This window comes from Pusillibacter faecalis, assembly GCF_018408705.1.
Taxonomy (GTDB): domain Bacteria; phylum Bacillota; class Clostridia; order Oscillospirales; family Oscillospiraceae; genus Oscillibacter; species Oscillibacter faecalis.
In genome coordinates this window covers 161,588-181,504 of the sequence record NZ_AP023420.1, presented here as the reverse complement: position 1 = coordinate 181,504, position 19,917 = coordinate 161,588, and the positions used below count along the sequence as shown (strand labels likewise).

19 protein-coding genes and 1 other annotated feature are annotated in these 19,917 nt (G+C 58.5%); of the genes, 14 read left to right on the top strand and 5 right to left on the bottom strand.

Annotated elements, in window-relative coordinates:
• Positions 1-9: 9 nt before the first annotated feature.
• A complete protein-coding gene (locus KJS55_RS00855) occupies positions 10-1,257 on the bottom strand; it encodes a glutamate-5-semialdehyde dehydrogenase (protein ID WP_187032565.1) in 1,248 nt (415 codons plus the stop codon).
• A 41-nt stretch (positions 1,258-1,298) separates the two neighbouring features.
• Positions 1,299-2,096: a glutamate 5-kinase gene (proB, locus tag KJS55_RS00850; protein WP_187032563.1), complete on the bottom strand. Its 798-nt coding sequence runs from the start codon at positions 2,094-2,096 to the stop codon at positions 1,299-1,301.
• Between the two features lie 126 nt (positions 2,097-2,222).
• Here proB and KJS55_RS00845 point away from each other — a divergent pair, with 126 nt between their 5' ends.
• From KJS55_RS00845 to rsfS, 11 genes are all read left to right on the top strand, one after another.
• Positions 2,223-2,945 carry a ClpP family protease gene (locus KJS55_RS00845; protein ID WP_187032561.1) on the top strand — a complete coding sequence of 241 codons (723 nt, stop codon included), beginning with the start codon at positions 2,223-2,225 and terminating at the stop codon, positions 2,943-2,945.
• A gap of 250 nt (positions 2,946-3,195) precedes the next feature.
• Complete coding sequence (smc, locus tag KJS55_RS00840; RefSeq protein WP_213542458.1) at positions 3,196-6,762, top strand: chromosome segregation protein SMC; 3,567 nt, start codon at positions 3,196-3,198, stop codon at positions 6,760-6,762.
• A 12-nt stretch (positions 6,763-6,774) separates the two neighbouring features.
• The gene (locus KJS55_RS00835; RefSeq protein WP_213542456.1) at positions 6,775-6,924 is read left to right on the top strand and encodes a hypothetical protein; all 150 of its coding nucleotides are present in this window, start codon (positions 6,775-6,777) and stop codon (positions 6,922-6,924) included.
• A gap of 82 nt (positions 6,925-7,006) precedes the next feature.
• Positions 7,007-7,879 (top strand): signal recognition particle-docking protein FtsY, encoded by an 873-nt coding sequence (gene ftsY, locus KJS55_RS00830; RefSeq protein WP_207724411.1) that lies wholly within the window; start codon positions 7,007-7,009, stop codon positions 7,877-7,879.
• Complete coding sequence (locus tag KJS55_RS00825) at positions 7,876-8,133, top strand: PF20097 family protein (RefSeq protein ID WP_213542454.1); 258 nt, start codon at positions 7,876-7,878, stop codon at positions 8,131-8,133. The genes ftsY and KJS55_RS00825 overlap by 4 nt, the downstream gene beginning before the upstream one ends.
• Before the next feature lie 70 nt (positions 8,134-8,203).
• Entirely contained in the window at positions 8,204-8,914 is a 711-nt protein-coding gene (gene rph / locus KJS55_RS00820) for a ribonuclease PH (protein ID WP_187032587.1), read from the top strand.
• 217 nt (positions 8,915-9,131) lie between these two features.
• Positions 9,132-9,722, top strand: coding sequence for an XTP/dITP diphosphatase (locus tag KJS55_RS00815; RefSeq protein WP_187032551.1), 591 nt, complete (start codon positions 9,132-9,134; stop codon positions 9,720-9,722).
• A gap of 239 nt (positions 9,723-9,961) precedes the next feature.
• Positions 9,962-10,291 carry a ribosome assembly RNA-binding protein YhbY gene (gene yhbY, locus KJS55_RS00810; protein WP_187032549.1) on the top strand — a complete coding sequence of 110 codons (330 nt, stop codon included), beginning with the start codon at positions 9,962-9,964 and terminating at the stop codon, positions 10,289-10,291.
• A gap of 234 nt (positions 10,292-10,525) precedes the next feature.
• The gene (gene nadD / locus KJS55_RS00805; protein WP_213542452.1) at positions 10,526-11,716 is read left to right on the top strand and encodes a nicotinate (nicotinamide) nucleotide adenylyltransferase; all 1,191 of its coding nucleotides are present in this window, start codon (positions 10,526-10,528) and stop codon (positions 11,714-11,716) included.
• 7 nt (positions 11,717-11,723) lie between these two features.
• Positions 11,724-13,244 (top strand): LCP family glycopolymer transferase, encoded by a 1,521-nt coding sequence (locus tag KJS55_RS00800; RefSeq protein ID WP_213542450.1) that lies wholly within the window; start codon positions 11,724-11,726, stop codon positions 13,242-13,244.
• Between the two features lie 16 nt (positions 13,245-13,260).
• The gene (rsfS, locus tag KJS55_RS00795) at positions 13,261-13,623 is read left to right on the top strand and encodes a ribosome silencing factor (RefSeq protein WP_187032542.1); all 363 of its coding nucleotides are present in this window, start codon (positions 13,261-13,263) and stop codon (positions 13,621-13,623) included.
• Between the two features lie 345 nt (positions 13,624-13,968).
• On the opposite strand, the gene KJS55_RS00790 is transcribed toward rsfS, so the two are convergent.
• Positions 13,969-14,196 carry a PF20097 family protein gene (locus tag KJS55_RS00790; protein WP_213542448.1) on the bottom strand — a complete coding sequence of 76 codons (228 nt, stop codon included), beginning with the start codon at positions 14,194-14,196 and terminating at the stop codon, positions 13,969-13,971.
• A 293-nt stretch (positions 14,197-14,489) separates the two neighbouring features.
• Here KJS55_RS00790 and KJS55_RS00785 point away from each other — a divergent pair, with 293 nt between their 5' ends.
• Complete coding sequence (locus KJS55_RS00785) at positions 14,490-14,867, top strand: hypothetical protein (RefSeq protein ID WP_213542446.1); 378 nt, start codon at positions 14,490-14,492, stop codon at positions 14,865-14,867.
• A 100-nt stretch (positions 14,868-14,967) separates the two neighbouring features.
• Here the strand turns inward: KJS55_RS00785 and KJS55_RS00780 are convergent, their stop codons facing one another.
• Both KJS55_RS00780 and KJS55_RS00775 read right to left on the bottom strand, forming a co-directional pair.
• The gene (locus tag KJS55_RS00780) at positions 14,968-15,813 is read right to left on the bottom strand and encodes a DegV family protein (protein WP_213542444.1); all 846 of its coding nucleotides are present in this window, start codon (positions 15,811-15,813) and stop codon (positions 14,968-14,970) included.
• A 5-nt stretch (positions 15,814-15,818) separates the two neighbouring features.
• A complete protein-coding gene (locus KJS55_RS00775; RefSeq protein ID WP_213542442.1) occupies positions 15,819-16,265 on the bottom strand; it encodes a MarR family winged helix-turn-helix transcriptional regulator in 447 nt (148 codons plus the stop codon).
• 142 nt (positions 16,266-16,407) lie between these two features.
• Positions 16,408-16,626: a binding site (T-box leader), on the top strand.
• Between the two features lie 85 nt (positions 16,627-16,711).
• On the opposite strand from KJS55_RS00775, the gene leuS reads away from it, so the two are divergent.
• Positions 16,712-19,138: a leucine--tRNA ligase gene (leuS, locus tag KJS55_RS00770; protein ID WP_213543625.1), complete on the top strand. Its 2,427-nt coding sequence runs from the start codon at positions 16,712-16,714 to the stop codon at positions 19,136-19,138.
• Between the two features lie 145 nt (positions 19,139-19,283).
• A complete protein-coding gene (locus KJS55_RS00765) occupies positions 19,284-19,835 on the top strand; it encodes a hypothetical protein (RefSeq protein WP_187032534.1) in 552 nt (183 codons plus the stop codon).
• The last annotated feature ends 82 nt before the right edge of the window (positions 19,836-19,917 follow it).

Here is a 19,917-nt window from a genome sequence, read left to right as displayed (position 1 = left end):
CGTTCCTCCTTACCGCACCTGGCCTTCGCCATAAACGACGTATTTACAGCTGGTCAGCTCCTCCAGGCCCATGGGGCCCCGGGCGTGCATCTTCTGGGTGGAGATGCCGATCTCCGCGCCCAGGCCGAATTCGCCGCCGTCCGTAAAGCGGGTGGAGGCATTGACATAGACCGCCGCCGCATCCACCGCATCCAGAAAGCGCTGGGCCCGGAAATAGTTGGTGGTCATGATGGCCTCGGAATGGCCGGTGCCGTGGTCGTTTATGAAGCTGACGGCTTCCTCCATGCCGTTTACGGTCCGCACCGCGAGGATGTAATCGTCATACTCCGCGTCCCAGTCGCTCGTGGCGGCGAGAACGGCCCGACTGCCGAGCAGCCGCAGCGCCGCCTCGTCGGCCCGCAGCTCCACATGGTGGCGGTCCAGCAGAGGCAGGGCCCTCCGCCAGAACTCCTCCGCAATTGCCTGGTGGACCAGAACACACTCCACCGCATTGCAGACGGAGGGACGGGAGCACTTGGCATTGTAGAGAATTTCTGCCGCCATATCCAGGTCTGCCTCGTCGTCCACATAAATGTGGCATACGCCCTCTCCGGTGCGGATGACAGGAACGCTGGCCTCCTTCGCAACAGCTCGGATCAGCCCCGCGCCGCCGCGGGGAATCAGCACATCCACATAGCCGTCCAGATGCATCAGCTCCGTTGCGGTCTCATGGCTGGTGTCCGAAATGAGATAAACACAGTCCTCCGGCAGCCCTACGGAGGCCAGGGCCTTCCGCATCAGCTCCGCGACGCAGCGGTTAGAGCGGATGGCCTCCTTTCCGCCACGGAGGATGCAGGCGTTGCCGGATTTCAGACACAGCACTGCTGCGTCCACGGTCACGTTGGGCCGGGCTTCAAAGATGATGGCGATGACGCCCAGGGGCACCCGCCGCCGTCCGATGATGAGACCGTTGGGCCGGGTCTCCATCCGGTCCACCCGCCCAACAGGGTCCGGCAGGGCGATGACCTGCCGCACGGCAGAGACGATGTCCGCTACCCGCTGGGGCGTTAGGGTCAGACGGTCCAGCATAGAGGGGATCATCCCCGCCTCCTTTGCGGCGGCCACGTCCGCGGCGTTGGCGGCGAGCCACTCGTCCTGCCGCTCCGATAAAATCTCCGCGATGGCCGAGAGCGCCTCATTTTTCCGGGTGGTGCCAGCGGTCGCCAGGGTCCGTCCGGCGGCTTTGCACAAAGCGCCCTGCTGCTGCAACGGTGTCATAAGAGAAAACCTCCTTACAGTTCAAATCTCCGGCAGGCGGCTCACGCCCTTTGCGCGAGAAACCGGGTTCCGATGTCCTGACCAGCCACAATGCCGTATAAGTCTTCCATTCGATTCCCATTGGTAATGACCATGTCGCACCCGGCGGCCATAGCGATCCGGGCGGCGGAGAGCTTGGTGGCCATGCCGCCGGTGCCCCGCCAGCTGCCGGCGCCGCCGGCCATCTCCAGAACTTCCGGTGTGAGAGCATCCACCTGATGGAGAAGTCTGGCGCCAGGGTGAGTCCTGGGGTCTGCATCATAGAGCCCGTCGATATCGGAAAGCAGGATCAAGAGATTCGCCTGACACAGCTCTGCAACGATGGCGGAAAGGGTGTCATTATCGCCCAGAACCTTGTGCCGGCCCGTCTCAATCTCCGCAGAGGAGACAGAGTCGTTCTCGTTGACAATGGGGATCACCCGCATTTCCAGCAGGGCGGAGAAGGTGCTGCGCAGGTGAGCGGAGCGGTCTGGGTCCTCCACGTCGTCGCCGGTGAGCAGAATCTGAGCCACGGAACGGTTATATTCAGAGAAGAGTTTATCATAGATGTGCATGATCCGGCACTGGCCCACGGCGGCGGCGGCCTGCTTCATCCGCAGTTCCCGGGGGCGCTCCCCGAGGCCAAGCCGTGCAGTGCCCACCGTGATGGCGGCGGATGTCACCAGGATGATTTCATGCCCCATGCCATGGAGGTCCGAGAGCGCCCGCACCAGATGCTCCATATTCCTGAGGTCCATATTTCCGGAATCGTGGGTGAGGGTGGAGGTGCCCACCTTCACCACAATGCGCTGCTTCTCCACGGCACTTGCCTCCTGCTTTTCATATGTTGATGAATCAGTATATCATGTCCGCTGAAAAAAAGAAACCCCGGCGGGCGTGTAGTTTTCATAAAAATGCGGACAATACCAGAGAAAGCGAGGGATATTATGACTGAAAACACAAAGCCCACAGAGACAGGCGGGGAGAATGATTCCGAGTCCAAGGACGGCGCGCAGCGAATCCTGGACTTCGGCGCCGCCATTACCCGGACGCCCCATGGGAATGTCTACTGCCTAACCATCATCGGCCAGATTGAGGGCCATACCACCGCGCCCAACACAGCTAAGACCACCAAATATGAGCACGTCCTGCCTCTGCTTGCCAAGCTGGAGGAGAGCGACGAGGTGGACGGGGTGCTGTTTCTGCTCAACACGGTGGGCGGCGATGTGGAGGCGGGACTTGCCATCGCGGAGCTGATCGCCGGCATGACCAAGCCCACGGTCTCCATTGTTTTGGGGGGGAGCCACTCTATCGGCGTGCCTCTGGCAGTAGCGGCTAAGCACAGTTTTGCCGTGCCATCCGCCGCCATGACCATCCATCCGGTACGCATGAGCGGGACTGTGATCGCCGCACCTCAGACGTACAACTACTTCCAACGGCTCCAGGAGCGCATCGTGGCCTTTGTGGCAGGGCACAGTGGCATCCGTGCAGAGGAATTTCAGGCGTTAATGCTCCGCAAAGACGATATGGCCGCCGACGTGGGCAGCGTTGTCTATGGGGAGGAGGCAGTGAGACTGAAGCTGATTGATCACATCGGCGGGCTCTCCGATGGCCTTCAGTGCCTATACCGACAGATCGAGCAACGAAAAAAGAAGCCGGTGGAAGCGTAAGATCGGATGCGCCGCTCAGAGGAGCGGAGGGACAGGAGGCGTTGCCTCCTGTCCTTTTTGTGCGGTAGAGGGTGCTCCGCGAGACAGATTTAAGTCTCTGAGACAGAAGAGTGCATGGCGCTAGTGCACCGTTCGTATTTTCTCATAAAAAGAACTTGGATTCTCGAATTTTTGGATTTTCCTTGAAATAGACGAGTCGGTTTGATATAGTATTCAAGTTAAAGTATGTTGATTCGGCAGAGGTGAAACCGTGTATTTAAAAGCATTGGAGATCCAGGGCTTCAAGGCCTTTCCAGATAAGACCGTCCTGCAGTTCGGGGAGGACATCACCGCCGTGGTGGGGCCCAACGGCTCTGGCAAGTCGAATATCTCCGACGCCATCCGCTGGGTGATGGGAGAGCAGAGCGCCAAGGCCCTGCGGGGCAGTAAGATGGAGGATGTGATTTTCAGCGGCACGGCTCAGCGCGCGCCCGTGGGATTTGCCCAGGTGACGCTGGTTCTGGATAACACGGAGCATATTTTCCCCAGCATGGAGGAGAGCGAGGTGGCCGTCACTCGCCGCTACTACCGCAGCGGCGAGAGCGAATATTACATCAACCGCCAGTCCGTCCGGCTCAAGGACGTGACGGAGCTGTTTTTGGACACTGGCCTTGGTAAGGAGGGCTATTCCATCATCGGCCAGGGCAAGATCGACGAGATTCTCTCCGCCAAGAGCGGGGAACGCCGGGAGATATTCGAGGAAGCCGCCGGCATCTCCAAGTTCCGCCACCGCAAGGAGGAGTCAGAGCGCAAATTGGAGCGCACGGAGGAAAATCTGGTGCGCATCAACGACAAAATCGCGGAGCTGGAGCTGCAGGTGGAGCCGCTGCGGGAGCAGTCGGAGAGAGCCAAGCGGTATTTGGTCTTGCGGGATGAGCTGCGGCTTTTGGAGATCTCCGTGTGGCTTCACAACCTGGATGAGCTGAAGGCCGGGGCCCGCAAGCTGGAGGCGGACTTCCGCGCGGCGGGGGAGGAGCGGGATGCGGCCCGCTTGAAGCTGGACGCACTGTATGCTGAAAGTGAGCAATACGGCGAGCGGATGCGTCAAAAGGACATGGAGGCGGAGAAAATTCGTACCCAGACGGGAGAATTGGACGCAAAAGCGAAAGAGCAGGAGTCCGCCATCGCCGTTCTGGAGAGCACCATCCGTCATCACCGGGAGAATATTGAGCGAGCCCGCCAGGAGCTGGAAGAGACGGACAGCCGTGCCGGGGGACTGTCCCGGCAGGCGGAGGAACAGGAGGCGCGCGTCGCCCAGATTGAGCTGGAAGCGGAGTCCCTTCGGGCCGCGCTCACTCGTTTGATGGAGAAGGCGCAGACCGCCGCGCAGCAGGCGGGTGGAGCCCAGAGCGAGGCGGAGTCCCTACGGGGCCGGGAGGCCATGGCTGCGGCGGCAGCGGCGGATGCCCGGACAGAAGCCGCCGCCATTGCCGCAGAGAGCGGGCAGCTGGCGGATCGAAAGGCCGCCGTGGAAGCGGAACAGGCTGCGGTCCGGACCCGCCTTGCGCAGACGGAGCAGGAGGCCAAGACCAACCGCCGCGCTCTGGAGGACGCCCAGGAGGAAGCCGCCGCCGTGGGTAATATGATTGCGGGCCACAGCCTGCGGATGGAGGAGCGGCGGAAGAAGGCCGCCGCCGCCGGTGAGACCCGAGTAAAACTGACCATGGATGTGGGCGCGCTGGACAACCGTATTCGTCTTTTGACAGAGATGGAGAAGGAGTACGAGGGCTTCTCGAAGGCGGTGCGGACGATCATGCAGGCCTCCGGCAGCCTGCGGGGAATTCGTGGCCCGGTGGCAAGCCTGATGAAAACGAGCGAGGCATACGCACTGGCCATTGAGATTGCTTTAGGAGCGGGCTTGCAGAACATCGTGGTGGACCGGGAGGAGGACGCCAAAAGCGCCATTGGCTTTTTGAAGCAGAGGGATGCCGGACGGGCTACTTTCCTGCCCTTGACCGCTATCCGAGGCGAGGAGCTGCGTCAGCGTGGCCTGGAAACGGAATTCGGCTTTGTAGGGCTTGCCTCCCGGCTGATTGAATTTGACGAGAAATACCGGGGGATTTTCCAAAACCTCCTGGGTAGAACCGTGGTGGTGGAGGACCTGGACTGCGGGATCGCCATGGCCCGGAAATATCAAAACGCATTTCGCATTGTGACTCTGGATGGACAGATCATCAATCGGGGCGGCTCCATGACCGGTGGCTCCACCAGTCGGGGCAGCGGCGTTTTAAGCCGCGCTGCGGAGCTTGAAAAGCTCCATGACCGGTCTGCCGCCATGCACGAGAAGCTCGCCACCGCCCAGCGGGAGGAGGAGAGCGCCCAGCGAGAGCTGGCCGCCGCCCAGTATGAGATGGAGACCGCCGAGAGCCAGCGGCGGGAGGCAGAGGACGCTGTGCTGCGGCTGGAGGGCACGAAACACCACTTCGAGGTGCTGATGCAGTCCCTAAGGGAAAATCAGGAGAACCTCGCAGGGGAATGGGAGAGCCTGAATGGAAGGCTGGAGGACAATGTCCGCCGTTCTGCCGAGGCGGAGAAGCGGGTCGAGGAACAGGAGGCTCTGGCTGAGGAATTCCGGGCACAGGCGGAGAAGCTGCTCTCCGGCCAGTCGGAGCTGCAGGCCCAATCCAGCGCCTTGGCGGAGGAGATCACCGGAAAAAAATCCGCTCTGGCCGCATTGAGGGCCGAAAAAGAGGCTACGGAAAGCCGCGGGGCGGACCTGCGGCGTTTGGCGGAGGAGCTGGCCGGGGACCGCGCCCAGAAGGAGCGGACCGTCCAGACCTATCAAAATAGCATTGACGAGTCGGAAAGTGAAATCCAAAAGCGCCGGGAGAGACTGGCGGCACTGAGCGGTGAGGGAGACGCCCTTCGGGAGCGCCTGACGGCTTTGAATGGGGAAAAGCTGGCACTGGAGGCAGAGCGCACCGCGAAGACCCGGGCGGGGCAGGAGATGAACGAGACCCTTTTGAATCTGGAGCGGGCCGCGTCCAGACTGGAGCAGAAGATCGCCACTTCCGCCATGGAGGAAAAGCAGATTCTGGACCGGCTCTGGGAGCATTACGAGCTCAGCCACTCTGACGCCCAAGCACAGCGGATCGAGCTGGAGAGCGTGCCCAAGGCCAGCCGCCGGATCGGGGAGCTGAAGCGGGACGTCGCAGGGCTCGGCACCATTAACATTGGGGCGATTGAGGAATTTGAGCGGGTCAACAGCCGCTACACGTATCTCACGGATCAGCGCAATGACGTGGAACGGGCGAAGGAGGAGTTGGAGAGCATCATCGAGGAGATCACCAATCAGATGACCGCCATCTTTACAGAGCAGTTCCGGCTTCTGCGAGAGAGCTTTCAGACCACCTTCACAGAATTGTTCGGCGGCGGTATGGCTACACTGGAATTGGAAGACGAGAGCGACATCCTGAATTGCGGCATTGAGATTAAGGCACAGCCGCCTGGAAAGACGTTGAAGACCATCTCTCTCCTCTCCGGCGGAGAAAAGGCCTTTGTGGCCATCGCACTGTACTTCTCTATTTTAAAGGTGCATCCCACTCCATTCTGCGTGTTGGATGAGATCGAGGCGGCGCTGGACGACGCCAATGTTACCCGCTATGCACGTTATATGCGCACGCTGGCAGGCCGGACGCAGTTCATTGTGATCACCCACCGCCGGGGTACGATGGAGGAGGCGGACGTTCTCTACGGCGTCACTATGCAGGAGCAGGGCGTCAGTAAGATTCTGACCATCAATATGAATGACCTGGCCAGAGAGCTGAAGATCCAGTAAGGAGGATGTTCCATGATGCTGAAACAGAAGCCCTGGATTTGCGCGGCGGCGCTGGCGGCTGGGGCAGTCCTGATATTTTTCGTGGAATGGCTGGGCGGGCTTTTGATGGTCACAGGGGGGATATCGCCTGGATCAAATGCCCCGCTTGTGGAACCTGGGTAGGGAGATACCCTGGAGAATACTGCGGGAGCTATGGGGCGAAACTTCCTGGGAACAGAAAAAACAAGGCAAAAGGACGAGTGCTATGGGCTTTTTTGACAAATTAAAAAAAATTACCACGAATCTCTTCTCGGGCTTTACGGAGGCGGACGAGGCCTTTTTCGAGGAGCTGGAGGAGTCGTTGATCCTGGCGGACTTGGGGCTGGATACGGCTATGGACGCGGTGGAGAAGCTTCGAGTTCGGGTCCGAAAGGAAAAGCTTCAGGACCAGGAGTCGGTGAAGGCCGCGCTGCGGGATGTGCTGGCGGAGGAGATGGCAGTGGGGGAGACGGCTTTGAACCTCTCCACCAAGCCCAGCGTGGTGCTGTTCATCGGTGTCAACGGCGTGGGCAAGACCACCTCCATCGGCAAGCTGGCTCACCGCCTGAAAGGAGAGGGCAAGCGGGTCCTCCTCTGCGCGGCGGATACCTTCCGTGCCGCCGCCGCCGACCAGCTTCAGATTTGGGCGGAGCGCGCCGGCTGTGAATTGGTGCGCCAGCACGAGGGGGCAGACCCCGGCGCTGTGCTCTTTGACGCGCTCCAGGCCGCCAAGGCCCGGAATGTGGACGTAGTGCTATGTGACACCGCCGGCCGTCTCCACAATAAGGCCAACCTCATGGCGGAGCTCCACAAGCTCTCCAAGATCATAGACCGGGAGTGTCCCGGCTGCGCCCGGGAGACGCTGCTGGTGCTGGATGCCACCACTGGACAAAACGGCTTGATTCAGGCCCGCACCTTTCAGGAGACGGCGGGTCTCACCGGAATTGTTCTCACCAAGCTGGACGGTACTGCCAAGGGCGGCATCGTGGTGGCCATCGCCAAGGAGCTGGGCGTGCCAGTAAAGCTGGCTGGCGTGGGCGAAAGTCTGGAGGACCTCAGGCCCTTTGATGCCAGGGAATACGTGGAGGCCATCATATGAGCGAGGCATGCCCTGGCTGTGGGCAGATCATGGAGCATGGCTTCCTGCAGACCGGCGGCGGAACGGCCGCGTTTGTAAAGGGGCCCCGGATGCTGATGCTCCGGGAGGACCAGGGAGATATTCGCCTGCCGGTCTCCCGGCTGACCAAGGCTTGTCCGGCGTGGTACTGTGCCAGGTGCAGAAAGCTCATCGTCTCCTGGGGGCAGGAAAATGCCGGGGCAGAGCTGGAGCGGGCATCCCGGGGAAACCTGTAGCAGAAAACATGGTGGCTGCTGCGGCGTTTTGTACCAGCAGAATGACAGATAAAAAGGAGCGAGCGACATGATGAGACAGGACGGCCGGGCCTTTGACGAGTTGAGACCCATCAAGATCACTACAGACTTTGTGAAATTCGCGGAGGGAAGCTGCCTGATCCAGTGCGGCGACACGATGGTGCTCTGCTGCGCCAGTGTGGAGGAGCGCACCCCACCCCATGTGGCGGAGGGTACCGGCTGGGTGACGGCGGAGTATTCCATGCTGCCCCGGGCCAACCGGGAGCGCAGCAAGCGGGATATCTCCAAGCTGAAGCTCTCCCCCCGCAGCGCGGAAATTCAGCGCCTGGTGGGCCGGTCTCTGCGGGCTGCAGTGGATTTGACCAAGCTGGGAGAGCATACCATTACGGTGGATTGTGACGTGCTCCAGGGGGACGGCGGTACTCGTACAGCTTCCGTCACCGGCGGGTTCATCGCGCTGAGTCTTGCCTGCCGGAAGCTGGTGGAGGAGGGGGCGGTGGCCTCCAACCCTATCCGGCATTTTGTCACCGGCGTCTCTGCCGGCATTGTGGATGACACGGCGCTGCTGGACCTTCGCTACAGCGAGGACAGCCGGGCGCAGGTGGACTTGAACTGTGTCATGAACGAGTTGGGGGAGATCATTGAGCTGCAGGGGACCGGCGAAGGCCGTTCCTTCACCCTGGCGGAGCAGCAGGAGCTGGTGCGGCTCTGCGCCAAGGGGAATCGGGAGCTGCTGAGACTTCAGAGGGCGGCTTTAAAATGACAGGAAGCCCATGACAGCAGGCGCATATAAGGCCGCAGGCCTCTTAACATTGCAGGGAGGAAAGGGACTGGCTTTCGGATGATTGCAGAGTTCACCAGCAGCCTGGCAGAAATAGGAACCGGCGGGACCTACAGCAGAGATGGATTTCTTTGGGGATCAGTACAGGGCTGGTTTTACTTGCTGCGGCCGGACAGCCTGAGACAAAGGAGGAGATAACATGAAATTTGTTTTGGCGACACATAATCCAGGCAAGCTACAGGAGATGAGTTCCATTTTATCGTCTCTGGGGGTAGAGGTGATCAGCCCCGGCGACTTGGGAATTGATATCGAGGTGGAAGAGACTGGCTCCACGTTCGCGGAAAATGCCATGCTGAAGGCGGAGGCTATCTGCGAGGCGGCAAAGCTCCCCGCAATTGCCGATGACTCTGGTTTGTGCGTGGATGCGCTGAACGGCGGTCCCGGCGTTTATTCCGCCCGCTACGGCGGCGAGGGCTTGGATGATCGGGGACGGACGGCGCTGCTGCTGGAAAATATGCGGGGGCAGACCACCCGGGCGGCTCACTTCACCTGTGCCATCGCCTGTGTGTTTCCAAACGGGGATACGCTGAGTGCGGAGGGACGCTGTGACGGTACCATCGCTTTTGCCCCCATGGGAGAGGGCGGCTTTGGGTACGACCCGGTATTCTTTGTGCCGGAGCTGGCAAAGACGTTTTCCCAGCTGATGGCGGAGGAAAAGAATGAGATTTCCCACCGGGGACGGGCCCTGCGGCTTTTTGCTCAGCAGCTGGAAACTTATTTGAAGAAATAAACGTCTTTATCAAAATAGACATCTATTTTGAGCGCGGGATCAGCCTGTGAAAAAAATTGCAGCCGTCTCAGGCGTGGATCAGTCCTTGATTATGGAGCGGCATCAAAGTACCCGGACATATCCGTTTTGATCAGAGGGCAAGTCTGCCTCATCTGAGGCTTCATGAGGAGAAGAAAGCATGGAAATTGGCACATTCCACTCCGGTGATGCCGGAGAGATCGTATCATAAGGAGATATACATGGAACTGACAAGCAAACAGCGCGCTCAGCTGCGAGGCCTTGCCAACAGCCTGGACACCATTTTGCAGGTAGGCAAGGACGGTATCGGGGACAACCTCATTAAACAGGCCGACGACGCCCTGGAGGCGAGGGAACTCATCAAGGGCCGGGTTCTGGAGAATAATATCGAATATGACGCCCGTACCGCTGCCGAGGCTCTGGCTAAGGCTACCCGCAGCGAGGTAGTACAGGTGATCGGAACAAAGTTTGTACTCTATCGTGAGAGTCACAGCAAGCCCAGAGAGAAGCGTATTCAGCTGGTAAAGGCGGCCAGAAAGAAGCCGCTGTAAACAGGAGAAGCGGGGGAAATGGCATGAAAACAGCCGCCCGCTGGGCAGCGGCGGCGCTGGCCTTGCCGGTTGAAATAATAGCGATCTGTACTCTCCATCTGGGGAACGGCGCTTGGTTCCTTGAAAGGAATGTTTGTACCATAACGGAAGAGGATGGCGGCCTGCCGCAGTGGATGACACAGACCACAGAGGTACCGGACAGAAGCGCAAGAATGTAAAACAGGAGATGAAGCTTTGAAAATCGGCATTTATGGCGGGACCTTCAATCCGCCTCACTTGGGGCATATTACCGCAGCCAGGACGGTGTTTGAACTGCTGAAGCTGGATCAGTTGCTGCTGATTCCGGCAGGAATGCCGCCCCACAAGGACCTGCCGGCAGGCAGCCCCACGCCGGATCAGCGTTTGGAGATGACCCGCCTTGCGGGAGAGCAGATCGGTTTAGGTGACAGGGTACAGGTCCTAGATATGGAGCTGCGGCGGGAAGGACGCAGCTTTACCTCTGACACGCTGCGCCAGCTGCGGGAGGAGCATCCGGATGACGAACTATGGCTGCTGATGGGAACGGATATGTTTTTGACGTTGCAGCATTGGCATGAACCGGAGAAAATCCTTTCTCTAGCAGGAATCGCCGCCTTTGGGCGGACGGAGGCGGACACAGAAGAGCTGTTTTCCGTGCAGCGGGACTATCTCTATCGCACATATCCACAGGCTCAAATTTTTACTATGACGATTCCTGGGGTGATGGACATCTCGTCCACAGAGCTGCGGGAGCAGCTGGCACAGAAGGGAGGCTCCAAATGGCTGGCGCCGGCGGTGTACGGCTATATCCTGCGGGAGCATCTGTACCAGACCCATGTGGATTTAAGGCATCTTCCTCTCAGCCAGCTAAGGCCGGTAGCGCTGTCCTATTTAAAGTACAAGAGAATTCCCCATGTGCTGGGGACTGAGCAGGAGGCGATCCGGCTTGCGGAGCGCTATGGCGCTGATGTGCAGAAGGCCCGGGTTGCAGCATTGCTCCATGACTGCACCAAAAAGCTCAATATGGAGGAACAGCTGGCACTGTGCAAACGATACGGCATTGAATTGGATGAACTGGAAAAAGAGGCGCTGAAGCTGCTTCACGCAAAGACAGGAGCCGCGATTGCCCGGGACGTGTTCGGCGTGGACGAGGAGATCTATCAGGCTATCTGGTGGCACACCACCGGACATGCCGGCATGACGGCGCTGGAAAAGGTGATGTATCTTGCGGATTATATCGAGCCGTCCAGGGATTTTCCCGGGGTGGAGGAGCTGAGGCATGTGTGTTATGAGGATTTGGATAAGGGCCTGTTGATGGGGCTGGAGATGACGATCCAGGAAATGACAGCCATGGGAAACCCGGTGCACCGTGCTACGATAGAGGCGCGGGATGCTTTGAAAGGATAGAGACATCGTGCAGAGAGAACATGGAAAGCATGCGGCGAAGGAGAAGCCGCAAAAACCCAAGAAGAGCCGCCTGAGCCGGCAGCAGAAGTGTCTGGTGGCGGTGGCGGTGATTCTCGCGGTGGCCTTGGCAGGGGTGGCCGCTTACAAGGCACTGTTTATTCGTCCGGACCTGAACAACAAAAAGCCTGCACAGGAGGGGGAGGAGGTTCAGGAACTGGATTATGGCGACGGTGTGCGTCCCCGCAGCGACGGGGAGCGAAAAAGTCAGGATTATTATACCGTGCTGATTCTGGGCCGGGATACCGGCGGCGGCGGAAATACCGACACCATGCTGCTGGCAAGCTACGACGTGACCAACCAGAAGGCCACGGTGATGTCCATCCCCCGGGATACGATGGTGAACATTCCCTATGACATCAAGCGGATCAACGCTGTGTACAACTATGGTGGTGGTGGGGACAAAGGCATTGAATACCTCTATAAGGAAATCTCCCAGCTGGTGGGCTTTGAACCGGATTACCAGGTGATCGTGGAGTGGAACGCCGTAGGCGAGATTGTAGACGCCATGGGCGGCGTGTGGTTTGACGTGCCCCGGGATATGAACTACGACGACCCCTATCAAGATCTCCACATCCACCAGGAAAAAGGTTACCGTCTCCTCTCCGGCGACGACGCCATGCAGGTGCTGCGTTACCGCCATGACAACCGGAAAAACGGCGTGACACTGGGATATCCGGATGGGGACCTGGGCCGGATCAAAACCCAGCAGGCATTTTTGACCGCCATGGTGGAGCAGCTTTTGAAGCTGGAGAATATCACCAAGGTCAATGAGTTTGCAAGGGTGTTCCAGGAAAATGTGGAGACGGACCTGACCTTCCAGAATATCCTTTGGTTTGCTAAGTCCGCCTACCTTGGCGGGCTGAAGATGGAGAACGTAAACTTTCTTACCATGCCCAACAAGAACGTCTCCTGCTGGAGCCGCAGCTATCATAACTATCAATCGTATGTGGTTCCCATTGCCGGCGAACTGCTGGACCTGGTGAACCATGAGCTCAGCCCCTTTGTGGAGACCTTTGCTCTCAGCGACCTGGACATTATGTCGGTGAATGCTGATGGCTCTGTTAGCTCCTCCACTGGGTATGTGGAGGATTCCAAGGCGGCTCGGCCGCCTGTTAAGCCCTCCACACCCTCGACGGACGACGAGCCGGAGGAAGAGACGCCTGACACCACGCCTGGGACGACGGACCCAGGTATCACAGACCCGGGCACGACGAATCCCGGCACCACAGACCCGGGCACGACGAATCCCGGCACCACAGACCCAGGCACGACGAATCCCGGCACCACAGACCCAGGCACGACGAATCCCGGCACCACAGACCCAGGCACGACGAATCCCGGCACCACAGACCCGGGCACGACGAATCCCGGCACTACGGACCCGGGTACGACCGATCCTGGCACAACAGCCCCGGTAACGCCCACGGAACCTGATTTTTCAATCATTGAGCCGCCTGCGGCGGCATAAGGAAAGGAACGATGGCATGACACCAAAAGAACTGGCTATCATTGCGGCCAAAGCTCTGGACGAGAAGAAGGGAAAGGAAATTGCCGCGATTGAAATTGCAGACCTGACCACGCTGGCAGACTATTTTGTGATTGCCAGCGGCACCTCGAATACGCAGATCAATGCACTTTGCGACGCAGTAGAAAAGGCGATGAAGGAGCAGACAGAAGAGACGCTTCTGCGCCGGGAGGGCTATCGGGACGGCACCTGGGTCCTGCTGGATTACGGTTGCATCTGCGTCCATGTGTTTTCTCAGGAGGCCCGGGAGTTCTACGGCTTGGAGCGTCTCTGGCGGGATGGAAGGCCGCTGGACCTTAGCAGCGTGCTGACAGCAGACTAAATGGAACTTCACGTCAGGCGGCGCATCCAAGCACTTCAACCTCTGAAAACGGGCTGGGTTTAGTTGAGTTTGATGGCAGGGTCCCCACAAAAACGGAAATGTGCGGCGCTGTGCCTGTGGGCGGGCGGAAAGCTGTTAAACTGACTGGTCATAGATGAATAACATTGACGGGACGGGCTGCATAAGTGCGGCACGTCCCGTTTTTTAGGCGGCGGCGAGAGTTCGGACCCTTTTGTGTTGCTGAAAGCCTGTCTATACAACAATTCCGCTAAAATAGCTAAGCGGCAGTTACCCCAATATGGGTAACTGCCAGACTAATCGGTGTTTGTCGATATTTTGATAAACTCAATAATCCGCAATGTACTTCCGACACTTTGGACATAAAAAAGCAGGGTTCCAGTTTGCTTCACATACGCTTACGGCATCAGGGGATACAGGAATAGCTCCTGCTTTTTTTATGCTTTTTTTCGTATAAAGAACCGGCGTTTTGCAACTATCAGGGGCAAAATAGTTTTCACCGCGGGTCCGCAGTTTTCCTTGCCGCATTTCTTCACCACAAAACGGACATTTCATCCCTAAACGCCTCCAAAAACAGATTTATCATTTTCATGATATCACGGATGACTCTGTGCTTCAATTGAAATCAGCGAAATCAACGGAGTTTCATCCTGGCAGCACTTAAGGTAAAAGGGAGGGCGCTCGTCAGGGATTGACACGTAGATGAGGGCTATATTATAATAAACTATCGAAAAGCGGAATTTGACAGCTCTATAGGAAAAAGGAGGAGCAGAAATGAACAACAACGGCGGATTGGGATTTTGGGGTGTGGTAGGCGCCGTGCTGGTAGCGCTGATCATTTTTGCTCTTTGCTGAATCGGGAGCGCCGGGGGGATCTGCTGCTGGTACTGGGCCCTCTGGCCCTGTATGCGTTGAACCAGCAGGTGAAGACCCGTGTTACAGTGCGGGTGCTTGGAGATTTGCTGCGCTGCCACGCCAACGACTATTTGGGCGGAATCGCGTTTGCTGCCTATCTGAATCTGATTCTCTCTCTGAGCCGCTGGCCGGAGAAGCGGCTCAGGCGCCCAGGAGAGCTTGTAGTCCTGGGCCTGTTGTGCGGCCTGTGCTGGGAGTGTATCGCCCCTCTGTTTCTACCTGATAGCGTCGGCGATCCCTTAGATGTGGTGGCTTATGTACTGGGGACGCTGAGCTATTGGCTTTTGTGGGGGCGGCGGACTCCGGTCTGATATGCGAGCAGAGCGGGCTGGGAGCAATGGAAAGAATATAGATCATGAGCCAGGGCTTCCGGCGGCCGCCGGAAGCCCTGGCTCATAGGGTTGCAAAAACTTAGTGATTGGAAAAAAACGCCACGGCCACGGCGCCGGGGCCAGCGTGAGTGCCGATAGTACTGCCGATGCGGGCCACCGGCAGATGCACTGCCTTGCCCTGATAGAGATGGGCGCTGTCGGAGATATACTTTTGCAGCAACATGTCACTCAAGCCGCTGTAAGCCAGAGAAAAGGGCTTTTCAAAGTTAATCCCCCCGCTTTTCTCCACCAGGGACATGAGCATATTATTGCCATTTTTTGAACCGCGGGCTTTGCCCAGGATTGTGACCTCGCCGTTTTCCACGGCGATGACCGGCTTGATAGACAACAGAGAACCGGCCAGAGCCACGGCGGGAGAAATGCGTCCGCCTTTTTTCAGGTATTCCAGGGTGTCCAACAGGGCGATGAGGCGGATATGGGGCTTTTCCTGTTCCAGGACAGCGCCGATTTCCTGGGCGGATAGGCCCTGATCCCGCAGCTGCAGTGCTAGCTCTACCAAAATTCTCTGACCGACGGTGACGCTCAAGCTGTCTACCAACACTACCGGCAGCCCTTCAGCGGCGATCACGGCGCTCTGATAGCACCCGGAGAGTTTGGAGGAGAGGGTAATGCAAACCACCTCGTCCCCGGCCTCTACGGCCTCCTGAAAAGGACCCTCATACTGGAAGGGGGAGAGCTGGCTGGTGGTGGGAAGCACGTCGGATTCAATAAGCCTTTGGAAAAAGGTCTGATGGTCGATGGTGACTCCGTCTAAAAATTCCTCTTCACCGAAAATGGTCCGAAGGGGCAATACCTGAATCCCCCAGGTGCGGGCCTCCTCTTGCGTGATATCGCTGGCAGAGTCCGTGATGATGCGAATCGCCATAATGCTTATCTCCTTTGCTTTTGATGTAGATTCACGGCGGCAACAGCCTCGTCCATAAGGGCTGTGAGCTGCCGTGTCCGCTCCTCGCCCAGGGTGGATCGAATTTCCTCCAGGATGTCCAGGACAGTTTCGTGCTCTCTGCGATAGAGCGGGAGCGCTCTTTCCAGCAGGTGAATATGGACAACTCGCCGGTCCGCCTGGCTTCTGGCACGCTCGATCAGACCGCGCGACTCCATGGCGGTGAGAATGTGGTTGACCTGAGATTTCAAAAGCTGTGTCCGCGCGCAAAGCTCCGTGGCGGTGACTGGGGGGCCACCCTCCTCCTGACGGCGGTACAGTAGGTTGCAAACCAACATTTCATTCATGGACAGCTCCCGTAGCAGCCGGTTTCCACGGATGTAGGCCGAGAGAGACATCCAGGCTCGCAGCAGCTCCTCCCGCGTCTGATCCACATGAGCACCTCCTTTATATAGTTTATTTTATGAACTAATAAGCGAGTGAAGTATACAGCATTTTCCGGGCAAATGCAAGTGCTCTTTGAGAAAACACCGGAACCTCTTGACAAATTTGTAAAAGACCCGTAAAATACCCATGTTAAAGACGTTGAAGGGAAGAAAGACGGAGATTTCCACTTTCAGAGAGCCGGCGGATGCTGCGAGCCGGCAGGGAGCCCCCGTGAATGACTGGTCCCGGAGTTTTTCGCCTGAACCCTGCGGGTAGGGCGGAACGGCAGGCGCCGTTACCCGCCGGAGAGGGCCCGTCCGGCAGCGGGGGGCTGAAACAGGGTGGTACCGCGTTTTTAACGCCCCTGAGCCAAGCGGCTCCGGGGCGTTTTTATATGGATATCATGATGGATGGGCTGCGGCCCATGCCGATTGTTGAAGATGAGGAGAAGGTTATGAAGTACGATTTTACCGCCATTGAGCAGAAGTGGCAGAAGAAATGGCTGGAGGAGAAGCCCTTCACCGCCGTCACCGGGGACAAGAGCCGTGAGAAGTTTTACGGCCTGATCGAATTTCCCTACCCTTCCGGACAGGGGCTGCACGTGGGCCACGCCCGTCCTTTTACCGCCATGGACATCATTTGCCGGAAGAAGCGGATGCAGGGCTATAATGTCCTCTTTCCCATCGGCTATGACGCCTTCGGCCTGCCCACGGAGAACTACGCCGTGCAGCACAAGATTCACCCCGCCAAGGTAACTCACGATAACATCGAGAACTTCCGCAAGCAGCTTCACATGCTGGGCTACTCCTTCGATTGGGACCGGGAGGTGAATACCACCGACCCCAGCTACTACAAGTGGACTCAGTGGATCTTTTTGCAGATGTTCAAGAAGGGCCTTGCCTACAAGGCCTCCATGCCGGTGAACTGGTGCACCAGCTGCAAGATCGTCCTGGCCAACGAGGAGGTCGTGGACGGCGTGTGCGAGCGCTGCGGCGGCGAGGTCATCCGCAAGGAGAAGAGCCAGTGGATGCTGGCCATCACCAAGTATGCCGACCGGCTCATTGACGATCTGGAGGACGTGGACTTCATCGAGCGGGTCAAGACCCAGCAGCGCAACTGGATCGGCCGCAGCGAGGGCACCGAGGTGGACTTCACCGCCACCAACGGCCAGAAGCTGACGGTCTATACCACCCGGTGCGACACCCTCTTCGGCGTGACCTATATGGTCATCTCCCCGGAGCATCCCTTCCTCCAGGCGTGGAAGGATCAGATTCAGAACTGGGACGCCGTGGCCGCCTATATCGACGAGGCCGCCCACAAGTCCGACTTTGAGCGGGGCGAGCTGAACAAGGAAAAGACCGGCGTCCGGCTGGAGGGCATCGAGGCTGTGAACCCCGCCAGCGGCAAGAAGGTGCCCCTGTTCGTCTCCGACTACGTGCTGATGGGCTACGGCACCGGCATCGTCATGGGCGTGCCGGGCCACGATCAGCGCGACTGGGAGTTTGCCACTAAGTTCGGCCTGCCCATCATCGAGGTGGTCCGGGGCGGCGATATCACCAAGGAGGCCTTTACCCTCAAGGATGACACGGGCATCATGGTCAACTCCGGCTTCCTGGATGGGCTCACCGTCAAGGAGGCCATCCCCGCCATGAAGAAGTGGGTCACGGAGCAGGGGATCGGCCATCCCAAGACCAACTACAAGCTGCGGGACTGGGTCTTCTCCCGCCAGCGGTACTGGGGCGAGCCCATTCCTCTGGTGAACTGCCCCAAGTGCGGCTGGGTGCCCCTGCCGGAGTCTGAGCTGCCGCTGCTGCTGCCGGAGGTGGACAGCTATGAGGTCACCGACACCGGCGAGAGCCCCCTGAGCAAGATGACTGACTGGGTGAACACCACCTGCCCCTGCTGCGGCGGGCCTGCCCAGCGGGAGACGGATACCATGCCCCAGTGGGCGGGCTCCAGCTGGTATTTCCTGCGGTATATGGACCCCCACAACGATCAGGCCCTGGCCAGCAAGGAGGCCCTGGAGTACTGGTCTCCCGTGGACTGGTACAACGGCGGCATGGAGCACACCACGCTGCATCTGCTCTACTCCCGCTTCTGGCACAAGTTCCTCTATGACATCGGCGTGGTGCCCACCAAGGAGCCCTATGCCAAGCGCACCAGCCACGGCATGATCCTGGGCGAGGGCGGCGAGAAGATGTCCAAGTCCCGGGGCAACGTGGTCAACCCCAACGATATCGTGGCCCAGTATGGCGCGGATACCATGCGGCTGTATATCATGTTCGTGGGCGACTTCGAGCAGGCGGCCACCTGGTCCACCGAGGCGGTCAAGGGCTCCAAGCGGTTCCTGGACCGGGTGTGGAACTTGGCCGAGGGCGCGGCGGAGAGCTATGACGTGACGCCCGCCAACGAGGCCGTCCTCCACAAGACCATCAAGAAGGTCACCGACGATATCGACAGCCTGAAGATGAACACGGCTATCGCTGCGATGATGACCGCTGTCAATGAGCTGACGGCCAACGGCGCCAGCCGAGGTGATTTACGCACGCTGCTGCTGCTCCTCAATCCCTTCGCCCCCCACATCACCGAGGAGCTGTGGGAGATGCTGGGCTTTGCCGCCAAGGAGGGCAAGATGTGCTGCCAGGCTGACTGGCCCGCCTATGACGAGAGCAAGACCGTGGCCAGCACGGTGGACATGGCCGTGCAGGTGAATGGCAAGCTCAAGGGTGCCATCTCCATGCCGGTGGACAGCGGCGAGAAGGCCGTGGTGGACGCAGCCCTGGCGGTGGAAAAGGTCCAGAAGGCCACCGAGGGCATGAAGATCGTGAAGACGATTCTGGTGAAAAACCGTTTGGTCAATCTGATTGTGAAGCCCCAGTGAGACCTCGCGCCAGGAGCTAATTGGGAACCGGCCGTCAAGCTGGCAAAGCTTTGCAATTCCTAATCGCCTATAGAAACAGATATGTGAAACCGGACAGGCCCAGCCTGTCCGGTTTGGACCTTACCGAAGTCTTTAAGGAGGAAGTATGAACCGATTGGACGAATTTTTAAGTATCCTGTGCGGACACTTTGACAACGCGGCACAAGTTCGGAAGCTGGAGGAACAAGGGGTGAGGAACTTTCCTTTTGCAGAGCATGTCAATACGGTCTGTCAGGATAAAATTACAGGCTTACCGACGGATTTCCACGGGAAATTTGTGCTGGAAGAGAGCTATTATACCACTGACGGAAAAACCCATGCCTCGCCGCACCTCTTTCTCTTTACAGAGGAGGAAGAGGGGGTTCTGCTGACCTCCTATGAGTTACCAAAGGACGGCACTGCGCCTACCTATCAGACTCTCCCGATTATGCACTATACGGACCTGCGGGTTTCCGAAAAGTTTACCCCGGCACTCTACACACTGCGAAATGGCGTGTGGGAGGGCGGCAGTGTCAGCATGTTCTCCCCGGTGCTGAAATTCACGCTGTTTGAGCGGTTTTCCCCGGATGTGCTGGAGGTATCCGAGACCATGGAGGTCAACGGTAAGCGGACCTTCGGGTATGACCAGCCCATTTTGTACCGCCGGAGAGCGGAGTGAGCCCCGGCATTTTGGCATCAGGCAAGCGATTTCCGAGAGAAACATGCGATTTTCCGTAAAATCTCTTGACAACTCTTCGGAA